Below are 15319 nucleotides of genomic sequence, written 5' to 3' on the forward strand. Positions count from 1 at the left end.
GAGGCAGCCGCCGTGCGGATCGTGATCGCGGAAGAAGACGCCCTGCTGCGGGAGGGGCTGGTGCTGCTCCTGCGCAGCGAGGGGTTCCAGGTCGCCGCGGCCGTCGACCACCCCGAAGACCTCGTCGCCGAGGTCGGGGCGCAGGCACCCGACCTGGCCGTCGTCGACGTCCGGATGCCGCCGACCTTCACCGACGAGGGTCTGCGGGCCGCGCTGGAGGCCCGGCGGCGGGTGCCGGGCCTGGCGATCCTCGCGCTCTCGGCGTTCGTCGAAGACGGCTACGCGGGCGATCTCCTGGCCGCAGGCGGGGGCGGCGCGGGCTACCTGCTCAAGGAGCGCGTCGGGAAGCCCGACGAGTTCCTGGACGCCCTGAAGCGCGTCGCCGCCGGAGGCACGGTGCTGGACCGCGACGTGGTCGCCGTCCAGCTGGCCAAGCGCCGCCCCGGCGACCCGGTCGCCACGCTCACCGCGCGCGAACGCGAGGTCGTCGCGCTCCTCGCCGAAGGTCATTCGGTGCCGACGATCGGGCGGCTGCTCGGCATCGGCACCGACGCCGCCCGGCAGCACGCCGGGGACGTCAGCGCGAAGCTGCGCGTCCCCGACGAGGCCCAGGCGATGCTCAGCTACTTGCGAGCGTGAGGAGCTCGGCCTGCTTTTCCTTGTACCGCACGACGTTCGCCAGCTTCACGTCCTCGTAGCCGCGCACGAGGTCGGGCAGCTCGGCCAGGGCCAGCGCCCGGGCGCGGTCGACGTCGGCCGCGCGGAACGCGTCGAGCACCACGCCGCGGTAGTCCTCGATCAGTTCGCGCTCGACCTTGCGCACGTGCGCGCGGCCGAAGGGGTCCAGGCGGGTGCCGCGCAGCCGCCGCAGGGCGTGCAGCAGCCGGAACGCCGGGCGGAACCACGGGCCCAGGCTGATCTTGCGCTTCATCCCCAGCGCGCGCAGCACCGGCGGGTGCAGGCGGTAGGCGTACGTCGTGCCTTCGCCGAACTGCTCGGACAGGCCCTCGGTGAACGCCGGGTCGAGCGAGAGCCGTGCGACCTCGTACTCGTCCTTGTACGCCATCAGCTTGTACAGGTGCTTCGCAACGGCCTCGGTGATCTCCGTCGGCCCGTCCTCCAGCACCCGCACCTGCTCGACGAACGCCGCGTACGCCCGCGCGTACCGCTTGTCCTGGTACGCCACCAGATCCGGGATCCGGACGTCGAGCAGCCGGGCCAGCTCGGACCCCGGCTCGGCGTGCACGAGCTCGCGGGCGGCCGGCTGCGCGACCGGGCGCGCCGGGGTCTTCGGCGCCGTCGGGGTTTCCGGGTTCGCCACGAGCTGACGGCCGCGGCGGAACGCCTGCAGGTTCGCCGCCACCGCGGTGCCGTTCAGCTCGATCGCGCGCTCGATCGCCGCGGCGGGCAGGCCGATCGCGCCGGTCTGGAACGCCGCGCCGAGCTGCAGCACGTTCGCGAACTGGTCGTCGTCGAACAGCTCCTCGGCCAGGCCGCGCGCGTCCAAGGAGACCGTGCGGGCGGCCGCGGCCTCCAGTGGCGCCAGAACGCTGCCGGGGTCCGGGAAGGCCACCGTCGTGTCGACGACCATCCGGCCGGTCGGGACCTCGGTGGTCGAGACGACGGCGGTGGTGCGGGCGGCGTCGCCCATGCCGAGGATCGCCGCGTCCGCGCCGACGTGCGCGTCGCACGCCAGGTAGAGGTCGCATTCGCCGGTCGCGAGCTTCGGCGCCTGCGCCACCGGCCCGGCCGTCACTTTCAGGTCGGAGACGACCGCGCCGCCCTTCTGCGCGAGCCCGGTCTGGTCGAGCGTGCGGACGTGCCGCCCGTCGAGCACCGCGGCCGTCGCGAGGATCTGCGTCACGGTGACCACGCCGGTGCCGCCGATCCCGGTGATCCGGACGGTGAAGTCCTTCGCGCTCGCCGGAGGTGCGGGCACGGCGTCAGCAGCCAGTTCGCCGAGCTTGCGGCGCTGTTTCTTCCCGGTCGGCACCACGGTGACGAACGACGGGCAGTCCCCGGCCAGGCACGAGTAGTCGACGTTGCACGACGACTGGTGGATCGCGGTCTTGCGGCCGAACTCCGTCGCCACCGGCTGCACCGACAGGCAGTTCGACTTCGTGCCGCAGTCGCCGCAGCCCTCGCAGACGCGCTCGTTGATCACCACCCGTGTCGCGGGGGTCCCCTGCTTGCCGCGTCGGCGCTTCCGCCGCTTCTCCGCCGCGCACTCCTGCTCGTGGATCAGCACGGTGACACCCTTGACCACGGCCAGTTCTTCTTGCGTGGCGAGGAGTTCCGTGCGGTCGCGCACCTCGACGCCGGCGGGCAGCCTGCGGCGTCGCAGCTTCGCGGGCGCGTCGCTGGTGATCACGACCCGCTTCGCGCCCTCGATGAGCAGCAGCTCGGCGATCTTCTCGACGGGCAGCCCGCCGACGGCGTCCTGGCCGCCGGTCATCGCCACGGCCGAGTTGTAGAGCAGCTTGTAGGTGATGTTGACGCCGGCGGCGACGGCCGCTCGGACCGCGAGGCTGCCGGAGTGGGTGAACGTGCCGTCGCCGATGTTCTGGACGAAGTGCTCGGCCTCGACGAACGGCGCCATGCCGATCCACTGCGTGCCCTCACCGCCCATCTGCGTCACGCCGAGGACGGTGCCGACCTGGTCGGGCTCCATGAACAACGCCATGGTGTGGCAGCCGATGCCGCCACCGACCAGCGTGCCTTCCGGGACCTTCGTCGAGGAGTTGTGCGGGCAGCCGGAGCAGAAGTACGGCGTCCGCGCGAGCAGCGGCACCGAGATGCGCTCGCGGCGACGGCGCGCCCGGTAGGCGTCGACCGACGGGATGTCCGCGGGCAGCCGCCGGGCCAGGCCGGTGGCGATGCCGTCCGGGTCCAGCTCGCCCAGCTCGGTGAACAGCGTCCGGCCGTCGCGGTCCTTCTTGCCGGTGATCGCGGGGGCGCCGGGAACGCCGTAGAGGACTTCCTTGAGCGCCGCCTCGACAAAGGAACGCTTCTCCTCGACGACGACGATCTCGTCGAGACCGTCGGCGAACTCGCGCACGATCGCGGGCTCGAGCGGGTGGATCGCGCCCAGCTTGAGCACGCGGATGCCGTACCGGGACAGCGTTTCCGCGTCGAGGCCGAGGGAACGCAGCGCCTGCTGGAGGTCCAGATAGGACTTTCCGGCGGCGACGAGGCCGATCCGGTCGGCGGGCCCGCGGGTGACGATCTTGTTGACGCCGCTCACGCGCAGGTACTCGAGGGCGAGGGGCAGCCGGACGGTGAAGAGGCTGCGTTCCAGCTCCGCGAGACTGGTGCCGAGCAGCCGTGACGTCGGCTGGTGGCGGTAACCCTTGTCCAGCACCGGCGCCGTCCACCGGGGATCGACGACGGCGGTGCCGGACGCGTCGGCGACGTTGGCCACGACCTTCAGCGACGTCCACAGCCCGGCCGCGCGCGACAGCTCGACCGCGTGCATGCCGAGGTCGAGGACGTCCTGCGAGTCGGCCGGGAAGAAGATCGGCATGGCGAGGTCGGCGAGCGCGAGCTCGGACGCGCACGGCACGGTCGAGGACTTCGCGTTCGGGTCGTCGCCGACGAGCGCGACCGCGCCGCCGCGCGGGTCGGTGCCCGCGAGGTTGGCGTGGCGGAGGGCGTCGGTGGCCCGGTCGAGACCGGGTGCCTTGCCGTACCAGAACCCGGTGACGCCGCGGCGCCCGCCGGCGCCCGCGACCAGCTGGCTGCCCATCACCGACGTCGCGGCCAGCTCTTCGTTGAGGCCGGGGCGGTGGACGACGTCGTGCTTCTCGAGGAGCTTCGCGCGGCGGCCGAGCTCGAGGTCGTAGCCGGCCAGCGGCGAGCCTTCGTAGCCCGAGACGAACACGGCGGGGTCGCCGCCGAGGGCGCGGTCGTGCCGCACGCGGTCGAACAGCAGCCGGACCAGGGCCTGCACCCCGGTCAGGTGCACGGTCCCCGCTTCCCGCAGGTAGCGGTCCTCCAGCGTGAACGTCTCCACGGCGCGGGCCTCCTTCGCGTCGATGTGCTTCCGGGCACACTGCGACGCCGACCACAGCGACGCAACAGGCGATGCCGGTTCAGCATTCCAGACGCAAACTTCGGCGGAATTTCGCGTCCGCTGGCCCGGATTTTTGCGCGAGGTTACGCTCAGGCGCATGACCGAAGAGCCACTCGACGCGACCGACCACGAGATCCTCGGCCTGCTGCGCGAGGACGCCCGGCGCACGCTGTCGGACATCGCGGGCCGCGTCACGCTGTCGACGGCCGCGGTCAAGCGGCGCATCGACCGGCTGCGCGAGACCGGCGTGATCACCGGGTTCACCGTGCAGGTCGACCACGCGAAGCTGGGCTGGGGGATCGAGGCGTTCACCGAGCTGCGGTTCGTCGGGAACACCAAGGTCGCCGAAATCCTGCGCACGACCACGCGGATGCCCGAGGCGCAGGCGGTGTTCACGATCGCCGGCGACCCGGACGCGCTGGTGTGGCTGCGGGTGCGCGACATGGCCCACCTGCAGAAGACCATCGACGAGATCCGCCGTCACCACCAGGTCACCGGCACGAAGACGTTGATCGCGCTGGAGTCCTGGTCGCGGGGGAGCTGACGTGCTCGTCACGCTGGCGCAGCGGCCGGACCTCGCCGAGGCCGCCTACGCCATCCCGTACCCGCCGGACTCGCCGGAGTTCATGGCGGGCAGCCTCGCGAGCCTGCTGGTGCGCGGCCGCCGGGTCGCGCGGCGCTGGCCGCACCTGGTCGTCGTGCTCCTCGAAGACGGCGAGCCGGTCGCGCGCGGGATCATGGTGCCGTTCCGCGGCCGCGGCTCGCTCCCGGACCGCGGCTGGGACGAGGTGGCCGTCTGGGCGGCGGAAGACGCGCTCGACGCCGTCACCCCCGACACCGCGTGCGCCCTGGAGATCGCGGTGCACCCGGACCACCAGGGCCGCGGCCATTCCGGCACCGTGCTGGCGGGAATGCGCGACGCGGCGGCCGGGCTGGCGTCGCTCGTGATCCCCGTCCGGCCACCGGACAAGGCCCGGGTCCCGGCGGCACCGATGCGCGAGTACGCCGCCGAGACCCGGGCGGACGGCCTGCCCGCCGACCGCTGGCTGCGCACCCACGTGCGCGCCGGCGGCCGCATCGAGGCCGTCGCGCCCTGCTCGGCGACCGTCCAGGCACCCCTCGAAGCCTGGCGGCGCTGGACCGGGCTGCCGTTCGACCACGACGGCGCGGTGTTCGTCCCCGGTGCCCTGGCGCCGGTGTTCGTCTGTCTGGCCCAGGACTTCGCGGTCTACGTCGAACCGAACGTCTGGGTGTCACACCGCGTGGGTCAACCGTGGAGCAGGACCCCGGACGTCCGTTCCCGCTCGAAGAAGAACTCCGGCCACGCGAGCGCGTCCGGCGGCGCGTCGATGGCGGTCGCGCGGCGGCGCAGTTCGTTCATGTAGTCCGTGTCCAGGAGTGCCCGCGCCGACAGTGGTTCGCGCAGCAGCAGGTCGGCCGGGCCCGTGTACAGGTACGCGTCGACGCCGGGGAAACCCTTGGTGCCCGGCGGGTATTCGCGGCCGGTCGGGAAGTACGTCGTGTCGAGCGCGCCCAGCCAGGAATCCTGCAGGGGCACCAATGCCGGCCACGAGCCCAGCCGCCGTTCGAGCCGGGCGTTGTCCGAGGTGAACCCGTAGTGGTCGGCGATGACGTACGCCGCGCCGGGGTATTCGCGCTCCAGCCGCGCGACCGCCGCGCTGCCGCCGTCGTGCTTCAGGTGCCCCAGCCCGAACAGCATCAGGACCTTGCGGTGCTTCTGCAGCGACTGCGTCTTCACCACGGACGCGATCGACGCGTCCCGGTCGTCGAACGGTTCCACGTCGGCCGGGTGGTGGATCCGGCTCCAGTCGATCGGCGGGTCGCACGCGAGCACCCGGATCCGCCGCGCGGCCGGGAGCGTCGTGTTGACCTGCCGCACGAGCGCGAAAAGCTGTTCGTAGTACAGCGAAAACCCGCAGCTCGGCTGGGTCGTGTCCCGCCAGACCTTGCTGACGTCCGGGACGTCGCCACCCGCGGTGTAGGCGTCCAGGAGCGGCTGGTCGAGCGAGTTCCCGCACTCCACGGCGATGTCGTTCACCGTGGCGGGGAAGCGCGGGTCGCGGACGAGGTCGAAGACGAACGTCCCGGGCTCCGGGCTGGACTTCGCGACGATCGAGTGCGTGCCGAACGCGGCGAGGACGGCTCCGACGGGATCGGCCGGCGGCCGGGTCTGGCCCGCGTCGGCGGGTGCGGCCACCAGGGTCGCGGCCGCGAGCACGGCGAGGACGGTACGGAAGATGCGCATGACGGCTCCTAGTTCCCCCACTGTCTTACGACTATAAGACAACTCGGCCAGCATCCAGCTCCGCCCGGGCCGCTGTCAAGGGCGGGTCAGTGCCGGAACGCCTCCGCGAGCCACCACGAACCGCCGTCGTCGGCGATCTTCGCGTCGATCACCAGCGGCGCGCTGCGCGGGCCGGCGACCCATTCCCGCACCGCGAACAGGTCCTCGGCGGACCGCACGGTGACGCCCTCGGCGCCGAAGCCGCGGCCGATGGCGGCGAGGTCGGAGTCGGGGAAGCGGACGGTGGTCATGTCGGCGTCGCCGAAGTGGTGGACCTCCGCGCCGTACGCGGCGTCGTTGTAGACGACCACGACCAGCGGCAGGCCGAGCCGGACCGCGGTGTCCAGTTCGGACAGTGCCATGTGGAACCCGCCGTCGCCGGTGCCCAGCACGGGCAGCCGGTCCGGGCGGGCGAGCGCGGCGCCGATCGCGGTGCCCAGGCCGAGCCCGATGCTCTGGAACGCCTGCGTGAAGCAGAACCCCTGCTCGTCGGGCACCGAGAGGTACGCGCTCGGGTAGCCCATGAAGTTGCCGGAGTCGATCGAGACGATCCGCTCCGCGGGCAGCAGGTCGTCGAGGAGCTTGCTGAGCGTCCGCGGGTCGATCCGGCCGCCCGCGGACAGGTCGTCGTGCTCGACGTCGCGCCAGCGGCCGGTGGCGATGCGGGCGGCGACCTCCTCCGTGCGGTAGCCCTGCTGCTCCTTCGCCACGGCCAGCGTGTCCGTGGCCGTGGCGCCGACATCACCGACGACGCCGAGGTCGATCGGGCGGTGGGCGCCCAGCGCGCGCTGCTCGACGTCGACCTGGACCAGCTTCGCGTGCGGGCTGAGCAGCTTGCCGTGGCGGGTGGTCCACGTGTTCAGCGCGCAGCCCCAGCCGACGACCAGGTCGGCGCCCACGATCAGCTCGGCGGCCAGGGGTGACGCGAACCCGCCCGAGATGCCCAGGGCGAACGGGTCGCCGTGGAAGAGCCCGTGCGCGACGGCGGACGTCGCCAGCAGCGCACCACTGCGCGAAGCCAGTTCCCGCAACGGTTCCCGGCTCCCGCGGGCCCCGCGACCGGCGATGAACACCGGCCGTTCGGCGGCGGCCAGCAGCTCCGCCAGCCCGGCCACCGCCGAAGCGTCCGGGCGCACCACGGCGGGGCCCGGGACGTCCGGCAGGGAAGCCGGCTCGGGGGCGGGCGCGGCCTGGACGTCGAGGGGCAGGTTCAGCACGACCGTCCGGCGCTGCTGCCGGGCGGTGCGGAAGGCCCGCACGGTGTCGGCGAACGCGCTGGCGGCCGAGTGCACCCGCTCGGGCACCGCGCCGACCGCCGCGGCCAGGCCGGCCTGGTCGACCCGGAAGTTCGACAGCACCGACGCGCCCGCGGAGTCGGCGGTGAGCACGATCATCGGCGTCCGGCTCTTGGCGGCCTCGGTGATGCCGGTCATCGCGTTGGTCAGCCCGCAGCCCTGGTGCAGGGACAGCACCGGCACCCGGCCGCTCATCCGCGCGTAGGCGTCGGCCATGCTCGCCGCGCCGCCCTCGTGGCGGGCGGCGACGAACCGGACGCCGCCCGCGCGCAGCGCGTTCGTCACCTTGAAGTTGCCGCTGCCGACCACGCCGAACGCCGTGCCGGCGCCGAGGCCGGCCAAGGTCCGGCCGACCAGTTCCGCGACGTTCACCGCTCCACCAGGGCCAGCACGCGGGCGGGGCTGCCGGAGCCGCCGACGATCGGCAGCGGCGAGACGATCAGCAGCGTCCCGGTCGGCGGCAGCGACGCGAGGTTCCGCAGCTGCGTCAGGCCGTGCTTCCCGGCGCCCAGCAGGAGCTCGTGGCAGGGGAACATCGGCTCGAGCCCGGGTGCCTGACCGGCGTCGGTGCCGACGGTTTCGACGCCCAGCCCGGTGATCGGGGTTTCTTCGGCGAGCCACCGGGCGCACTCGGGGGAGACGCCGGGGGTGTGCGAGCCGGTGTCGTCGACGTTGAGGAACTCCGCCTGGTCTTCGCTGCGCGTGTCCCAGCCGGTGCGGTAGAGCAGCCAGCCGCCGTCGGGCAGCGGGCCGTGCTCGGCCGTCCACGCGCGGACGTCGTCGATCGAGAGCGGGAAGTCCGGGTTCTCGGCCGCCTTCGCCGAGAAGTCCAGCACGACCGCGGGCGCGACCAGCGTCTTCAGCGGCACCCGCGAGACGTCGTGACCGTCCTTTCCGGACACCCAGTGCACGGGGACGTCCAGGTGGGTGCCGGTGTGCTCGCCGGTGTGGATGTCGTTCCAGTACCACCTCGGGCCGCGCTCGTCGTAGCGGCTGATCTCCTCGAGCCGGAACGGGATGGTGTTGGCGAACGGCTCCGGCAGCTGCAGGATCGGCGTGCTCGAGCTCAGGGGCGCGGTGAGGTCGACGACTTCGACCGCCCCGCCGGTGATCGCCTTGCTCAGCCCGTCCAACAACGACATGCCTGCCTCCCGGTGCCGGTGTGCGTCTCGGTCGAGACCCTATGCCCGCCGGACCGGTTCTTGACAGCGCCGGGCTCCCGGTGTTGTCTTAATGTCGTAAGACAATAGAAGGGTGTCGGGTGATCGAGTTCGTCCTGGACGGCCGCTCCAAGGTCGCCACCTACATGCAGCTCGTGGTCCAGGTGAAGCAGGCCCTGCGGGTCGGCCTGCTGCGCCCCGGCGACCAGCTGCCGAAGGTGCGGGACGTGGCGCAGGCGCTGGCGATCAACCCGAACACGGTGCTCAAGGCGTACCGCGAGCTGGTGCTGGAGGGCCTCGCGGAAGGCCGCCCGGGCGTGGGCACGTTCGTCACCGGCAGCCTGGCCGGGCCGTCGCTCGGCAGCCAGGCGCGGCTGCGGGACGAGCTGGTGGCCTGGCTGGAGCGCGCCGAAGCGGCGGGGATGTCGGCCGACGACGTCGCCGCCCTGTTCGAGACCACGTTGCGCGGCACGCCGGTGCCGCGCGACCTTGCGTAGGGAGTTCCTGGATGGAACCGGCCGTACAGGCCCGGGCGCTGGGCAAGCGCTACGGGCGCACGTGGGCGTTGCGGGACTGCGAGCTGGAGGTGCCCGCCGGGCGGATCGCCGCGCTGGTGGGCCCGAACGGCGCAGGCAAGACGACGTTGCTCCACCTGGCCGTCGGGCTGCTGCGGCCCGACGCGGGGGAGGCCCGCGTGTTCGGCCGCGAGCCGCGGTCGATGCTCGCCGAGATCGGGTTCGTCGCGCAGGACACCCCGCTGTACCGGGACTTCACCGCGGCGGAGCTGGTCACCATGGGCGGCAAGCTCAACCGCCGCCGCTGGGACGCCGCGCTGGCCCGCGAACGGCTCGCCGTGCTCGGCATCCCGCCGGACAAGCCGGTGGGCAAGCTCTCCGGCGGGCAGCGGGCGCAGGTCGCGCTGGCGCTCGCGCTGGCCAAGCGTCCTCGGCTGCTGCTGCTCGACGAACCCATCGCGAGCCTGGATCCCTTGGCACGCCGCGAGTTCATGCAGGCGCTGATGGGCGCGGTAGCGGAGAGCGAGACGACCGTGCTGCTGTCTTCCCACCTGCTCGCCGACCTCGAACGCAGCTGTGACCACCTGATCGTCCTGCAGCGGTCCCGCGTCCAGCTGACCGGGTCGGTGGACGAGCTGCTCGAGACCCACCGCACGCTCGTCGGCCCGCGGGCCGGCAGCGCGTCCATCGCCGGCGTGGCGAAGGTGATCCGGGCGAGCCACACCGAACGCCAGTCGACGCTGCTCGTCCGCCGGGGCGACGGCCCGATCGATCCTTTGTGGACGGAGCACGAAGTGACCTTGGAGGACCTGGTGCTGGCCCACCTCGCCGAAGCGGAGACCCGGGTCGCCGCGGCCGCGTGGGAGGTGCCGGCATGATCTGGCTGACCTGGCGCCAGCACCGCAGGCAGGCGCTGTTCACCCTCGGCGCGCTCGTGGCGCTCGCCGCGGTCATGGTGCCCACGGGCCTGGCGATGCACACGAAGTTCGACGGCCTCGGCCTGCCCGCCTGCCAGGCCGCGCTCGGCAGCGCGTCGATGGTCACGGCGACCGAAGCCGCCGGGAACTGCGAGCGCCTCGGCCACCAGTTCCAGCAGCAGTTCGGCGGCATGGTGTTCGTCGCGGTCCTGTTCGTGGTGCTGCCGGTGCTGGTCGGCGTGTTCTTCGGCGCGCCGCTGGTCGCCCGCGAGGTGGAGCAGGGCACCCACCGTCTCGTGTGGACGCAGGGGGTCAGCCGCCTGCAGTGGGCGCTGGCGAAGTTCGGCCTGGTCGGGGCGATCACCGCGGTGCTGGCGGTGGGGTACGCGCTGGGCGTCTCGTGGTGGTTCCAGCCGCTGGTGTCCGCGTCGACGGGCCGGCTGACGTACCTGTCGTTCGACGTCCAGGGCGTCGTCCCGATCGCCTACACGCTGTTCGCGTTGGCACTGGGCATCTTCGCGGGGACGTTCTGGCGCAAGGTGCTGCCCGCCATGGGGATCGCGTTGGTCGGCTTCGCGGCGGTCCGGGTGGCGGTCGAGGTCCTGGCCCGGCCGCGGTACCTCCCGGCGCAGACGCTGTCGTTCGCCCCGACGGGCGGGCAGACGCCGAACCCGGCGTCGGGTGACTGGGTGCTGTCCGAGGGCGTCCGCAACGCGGCGGGGGAGATGGTGCTGCCGGACGCCCAAGTCGGCCCGTGCCCGCCGGGCGGCTGCGGCGACACCGGTGGCGCGGGGCCCGGCGCGTACGACTGGCGGGAGTTCCAGCCGGGCGACCGGTTCTGGACGTTCCAGGCCATCGAGACGGGCATCTTCGTCCTGCTCGCGGCGGCGCTGGTGTACTTCGCGCTCCGCCGCCTCCGCACCCTCGCCTGACCGGCCCCGAGGGGCACCTTCATGGACTTCGAAGCCAGGAAGGTGCCCTTCGTGCCCGTTGGCCGAGCACCGACGAACGGCGGATTTACAACGTTGTATCAGCACGGTAAGACTATTTTTACAACGTTGTAAAGACGAGCGGAGGCTGGTCCCGTGTCGCTGAGCCGCAGGCAGTTCGTCACCGGAGCCGTTGCCGCCACCCTGGTGACCGGCGCGAACGTCTCCACCGCCGCCACGCTTCGCCGGAAGGTCGCTCCCGCCGGCGGCGGGCTCTACACCCCGAACGCCGCGCCGCTGAAGCCCGCCGCTTTCCTCAAGCTCCCGCCCGGCGCCGTCACGGCGAAGGGCTGGCTCGCCGGGCAGCTGAAGCTCCAGCTCGACGGCCTCTGCGGGCACTACCCCGAGACGTCGCACTTCCTCGACTTCGCCACCACCGGCTGGGTCCACCCCGAGCGCACCGGCTGGGAGGAGGTGCCCTACTGGCTGCGCGGGTACGTCGACCTCGCCGCCGTCACCGGGGACGCCACGGCGAAGACCACCGCCGCCCGGTGGATCGACGGCATCCTCGCCACCCAGCAGTCCGACGGCTTCTTCGGCCCGACCGCCCTGCGCACGGCGCTCGACAACGGTCCGGACTTCTGGCCGTACCTGCCGCTGCTGCAGGCCCTCCGCTCCTGGCAGGAGTACACCGGCGACGCCCGCGTGATCCCGTTCCTGACTCGGTTCCTCGAGTACATGAACGCCCAGGGCAAGAGCGCGTTCGACTCCAGCTGGGTGTCCGTGCGCTGGGGTGACGGCCTCGACAGCGTCTTCTGGCTGTTCAACCGGACCGGCGACACGTTCCTGCTCGACCTCGCCGACAAGATCCACTCCTACGGCGCCGACTGGGTGAACAACCTCCCGAGCCTGCACAACGTCAACGTCGCCCAGGGCTTCCGCGAACCGGCCCAGTACGCCATGCGGTCCGGCAACGCGAGCCTGACCCAGGCCACCTACCAGGACTACGCCACCATCATGGCCACCTACGGCCAGTTCGCCGGTGGCGGCTTCGCCGGCGACGAGAACGCGCGGCCCGGCTTCGGTGACCCGCGGCAGGGCTTCGAGACGTGCGGGATCGTCGAGTTCATGGCCAGCCACCAGCTGCTGACGCGGCTGACCGGCGACCCGGTGTGGGCCGACCGCTGCGAGGACCTCGCCTTCAACTCGCTGCCCGCCGCGCTCGACCCGGCCGGGCGCGCCGTCCACTACATCACCAGTGCGAACAGCGTCGACCTCGACAACGTCCCGAAGAGCGAAGGCCAGTTCCAGAACGGCTTCGCGATGCAGGCCTACCTGCCCGGGGTCGACCAGTACCGCTGCTGCCCGCACAACTACGGCATGGGCTGGCCGTACTTCACCGAAGAGCTCTGGCTCGCGACGCCGGACAACGGGCTCGCGGCGGCGATGTACTCCGCAAGCAGCGTCACGGCGAAGGTCGGCGACGGCACCTCGGTGACCATCACCGAGGACACCACCTACCCGTTCTCCGAGCAGGTCACCTTCACGGTCCGGACGTCGAAGCGGCTGGCTTTCCCGCTGTACTTCAGGATTCCGGCCTGGTGCTCGGCGCCGCGGCTGGTCGTGGCCGGGGCGACGGTGGCGGCGAGCGCCGGGCCGACGTTCGTGAAGGTCGACCGGACCTGGGCCGACGGCGACGTCGTCACGCTGACCCTGCCGCAGCGCACGACCACGCGGGCGTGGCCGGCCAACCACGACTCCGTCTCGGTCGACCACGGGCCGCTGACCTACTCGCTGAAGATCGGGGAGAGCTACCAGAGCCTCGGCGGGAGCGCGCAGTTCCCGGAATACGCCGTGCACGCGACGACGCCGTGGAACTACGGGCTCACGGTCGGCGGCGCGCTGACGTTCTCCGCGGCGGGCGGGGCGTTGCCCGCCAACCCGTTCACCCCGGACACCGCGCCGGTCAAGATCACCGCGACCGCCCGGAAGATCGCCGAATGGACGGCGGACGACCAGAACGTCGTCACGCCGCTGCAGGCGTCACCGGCACGAAGTGACGCGGCGGTCGAGACGGTCACGCTGATCCCGATGGGCGCGGCCCGGCTGCGCGTCACGTCGTTCCCGACGGCCGACCCGAACGGCCACCCGTGGGTGCCCGGCGGCGGGGGCGCGGGTTTCCGGATCGTGAACCGCAACTCCGGCAAGGTCCTGGGCGTCGACCAGATGTCCACTGCGGACAGTGCGCGGGTGGTGCAGTTCGCGGACAACGGCACCGACGACCACGTCTGGCACCTCGTCGCGAACGGCGACGGCTGGTACCGCGTCCGCAACCACCACTCCGGCAAGGTCCTCGGCGTCGACCAGATGTCGACCGCCGACAGTGCGAAGGTCGTCCAGTTCAGCGACAACGGCACCGCCGATCACCTGTGGCAGCTCGTCGACAACGGCGACGGCTGGTGGCGGCTGAAGAACCGCAACTCCGGCAAGGTGCTGGGGGTCGACCAGATGTCCACCGCGGACAGCGCGCAGGTGGTGCAGTTCGGCGACAACGGCACGGCCGACCACGTGTGGCGGCTGGTCCCGGACGGCCGGCTGCGCGTCGAGAACCGCAACTCCGGCAAGGTCCTGGGCGTCGACCAGATGTCCACTGCGGACAGTGCGCGGGTCGTGCAGTTCGCGGACAACGGCACCGACGACCACCTGTGGACGTTCGAAGCCACGGCCGACGGCTGGTTCCTGATCCGCAACGTCCACTCCGGCAAAGTACTGGGCGTGGACCAGATGTCCACAGCGGACAGTGCGATCGTCGTCCAGTTCACCGACAACGGGTCCGCGGACCACCTGTGGCGGCTGCGCGACGACGGCAGCGGCTGGTTCCGGATCGTGAACCGCAATTCCGGCAAGGTGCTCGGCGTCGACCGGATGTCCACGGCCGACAGCGCCCAGGTGGTGCAGTTCGCGGACAGCGGGACCGCGGACCACCTGTGGCGCCTGCGCTAGTGCTTGACGCCGACGATCCCGGCCACGCACTTCGCCGAACCCGACAGGGGAGTGAGCCGGGGACCGTCCGGCCACCACTCGTCGCACACGGCCAGGCCGGGCGCCGACGTCGCGTTCGGCTGGACGAACTCCAGCCCGGGCAGCATCGCCTCGATCTCGACGCGGGTGCGGAAGCGGCCGGCACCCAGCGGGCCCTGGACCAGGATCTGCTCGATGCGCTTGGCGATCTCGGTCAGCTCCGGCACCTCGGGGTCGAAGAAGTGCGAAAGCACCACGTACGAGCCCGGGGCGAGCGCGTCGATGTACTCGCGCATGACGTCGACCGCGCCGTCGCCCTCGAAGTGGTGCATCGTGCCGACGTGCAGCAGCGCCACCGGCTCGGAGAAGTCGATGTGCTGCCGCACCTCGTCGCTCTCGAGCACCGCCTCCGGCTTGAAGATGTCCGCTTCGACCATGTGCGTGAAGTCGTTCTCCACGAGCAGCGCCCGGCCGTGTGCGAGGACCACCGGGTCGTTGTCGACGTAGACGACCGTGTGGTCCTTGTCGATGCGCTGGACGATCTGGTGCGTGTTCTCCGCCGTCGGCAACCCGGATCCGCAGTCGAGGTACTGCCGGATCCCGGTCTGGCTCGCCAGCATCCGCAGCGCGCGGTTGTGGAAGCCGCGGTTGCCGCGGGCGATGTCCACCGCTTCCGGGACCGCCGAGCGGATCTTCTCCATCACCACGCGGTCGACTTCGTAGAAGTTGTTCCCGCCGAGGAACCCGTCGTAGATCCGCGCGATGCTCGGCCGGTCGGGGTCGACGCCCACGGGTTTCTGGCTCGGGGACAGCGTTTCGGACATGGCGACCTCGCAGGACCTGGACGGGCGGTGGTGCGCCACCCAGAGTAGTAGCTCGGGTCCGCGCGGTAAACGCGAGGTCAGCCGCTGGGGCGAAGGCGCTGGTCGGGGATGTCGTCCCGGGCGCGTTCGGCGCGTTCGCGGCGCAGGCGGGCGAGGTGCTGCTCGATGCGGCGGTCGAGGTCGCGTGCGGCCTCGGACAGTTCCGTCAGGTCGCGACGGGACCCCGGGTGCCCGACGGCGCCCGTGTCCACTTCGTCCCCTGCCCTGTCCACTACCGGCAC

General features: G+C 72.1%; 13 protein-coding genes. 7 read left to right on the top strand and 6 right to left on the bottom strand.

Annotated elements, in window-relative coordinates:
* The first annotated feature begins 12 nt into the window (after window positions 1–12).
* A complete protein-coding gene (locus tag ACYVLJ_RS23670; protein ID WP_451984755.1) occupies window positions 13–639 on the top strand; it encodes a response regulator in 627 nt (208 codons plus the stop codon).
* On the opposite strand, the gene ACYVLJ_RS23675 is transcribed toward ACYVLJ_RS23670, so the two are convergent.
* Window positions 620–4012 carry an indolepyruvate ferredoxin oxidoreductase family protein gene (locus tag ACYVLJ_RS23675; protein ID WP_460440329.1) on the bottom strand — a complete coding sequence of 1131 codons (3393 nt, stop codon included), beginning with the start codon at window positions 4010–4012 and terminating at the stop codon, window positions 620–622. The two genes, ACYVLJ_RS23670 and ACYVLJ_RS23675, sit on opposite strands and share 20 nt — an antisense overlap.
* A gap of 157 nt (window positions 4013–4169) precedes the next feature.
* Here ACYVLJ_RS23675 and ACYVLJ_RS23680 point away from each other — a divergent pair, with 157 nt between their 5' ends.
* Entirely contained in the window at window positions 4170–4616 is a 447-nt protein-coding gene (locus ACYVLJ_RS23680) for an Lrp/AsnC family transcriptional regulator (RefSeq protein WP_395930922.1), read from the top strand.
* 1 nt (window position 4617) lies between these two features.
* Window positions 4618–5457, top strand: coding sequence for a hypothetical protein (locus tag ACYVLJ_RS23685; RefSeq protein WP_460440330.1), 840 nt, complete (start codon window positions 4618–4620; stop codon window positions 5455–5457).
* On the opposite strand, the gene ACYVLJ_RS23690 is transcribed toward ACYVLJ_RS23685, so the two are convergent.
* The 3 genes from ACYVLJ_RS23690 to ACYVLJ_RS23700 form a co-directional block, all read right to left on the bottom strand.
* Complete coding sequence (locus ACYVLJ_RS23690; RefSeq protein WP_460440331.1) at window positions 5340–6338, bottom strand: hypothetical protein; 999 nt, start codon at window positions 6336–6338, stop codon at window positions 5340–5342. The two genes, ACYVLJ_RS23685 and ACYVLJ_RS23690, sit on opposite strands and share 118 nt — an antisense overlap.
* A gap of 86 nt (window positions 6339–6424) precedes the next feature.
* Window positions 6425–8044 (bottom strand): thiamine pyrophosphate-binding protein, encoded by a 1620-nt coding sequence (locus tag ACYVLJ_RS23695; protein ID WP_460440332.1) that lies wholly within the window; start codon window positions 8042–8044, stop codon window positions 6425–6427.
* A complete protein-coding gene (locus tag ACYVLJ_RS23700; protein ID WP_460440333.1) occupies window positions 8041–8814 on the bottom strand; it encodes a cyclase family protein in 774 nt (257 codons plus the stop codon). Before ACYVLJ_RS23700 ends, ACYVLJ_RS23695 begins: the two co-directional genes overlap by 4 nt.
* Window positions 8815–8933: 119 nt before the next feature.
* Here ACYVLJ_RS23700 and ACYVLJ_RS23705 point away from each other — a divergent pair, with 119 nt between their 5' ends.
* The 4 genes from ACYVLJ_RS23705 (at window position 8934) to ACYVLJ_RS23720 (ending at window position 14196) form a co-directional block, all read left to right on the top strand.
* Entirely contained in the window at window positions 8934–9329 is a 396-nt protein-coding gene (locus tag ACYVLJ_RS23705; RefSeq protein ID WP_460440334.1) for a GntR family transcriptional regulator, read from the top strand.
* A gap of 11 nt (window positions 9330–9340) precedes the next feature.
* Window positions 9341–10225, top strand: coding sequence for an ABC transporter ATP-binding protein (locus ACYVLJ_RS23710; RefSeq protein WP_460440335.1), 885 nt, complete (start codon window positions 9341–9343; stop codon window positions 10223–10225).
* Window positions 10222–11196, top strand: a complete 975-nt coding sequence (locus ACYVLJ_RS23715) for an ABC transporter permease (RefSeq protein WP_451984739.1) — start codon at window positions 10222–10224, stop codon at window positions 11194–11196. The genes ACYVLJ_RS23710 and ACYVLJ_RS23715 overlap by 4 nt, the downstream gene beginning before the upstream one ends.
* 153 nt (window positions 11197–11349) lie before the next feature.
* Window positions 11350–14196 (top strand): RICIN domain-containing protein, encoded by a 2847-nt coding sequence (locus tag ACYVLJ_RS23720; protein WP_460440336.1) that lies wholly within the window; start codon window positions 11350–11352, stop codon window positions 14194–14196.
* Here the strand turns inward: ACYVLJ_RS23720 and ACYVLJ_RS23725 are convergent.
* Together ACYVLJ_RS23725 and ACYVLJ_RS23730 are read right to left on the bottom strand one after the other, a co-directional pair.
* The gene (locus ACYVLJ_RS23725; protein WP_460440337.1) at window positions 14193–15038 is read right to left on the bottom strand and encodes a class I SAM-dependent methyltransferase; all 846 of its coding nucleotides are present in this window, start codon (window positions 15036–15038) and stop codon (window positions 14193–14195) included. The two genes, ACYVLJ_RS23720 and ACYVLJ_RS23725, sit on opposite strands and share 4 nt — an antisense overlap.
* Before the next feature lie 77 nt (window positions 15039–15115).
* The gene (locus ACYVLJ_RS23730; protein WP_451984733.1) at window positions 15116–15310 is read right to left on the bottom strand and encodes a hypothetical protein; all 195 of its coding nucleotides are present in this window, start codon (window positions 15308–15310) and stop codon (window positions 15116–15118) included.
* Window positions 15311–15319: the final 9 nt, after the last annotated feature.

It is taken from the genome of Amycolatopsis stemonae, from assembly GCF_054781455.1.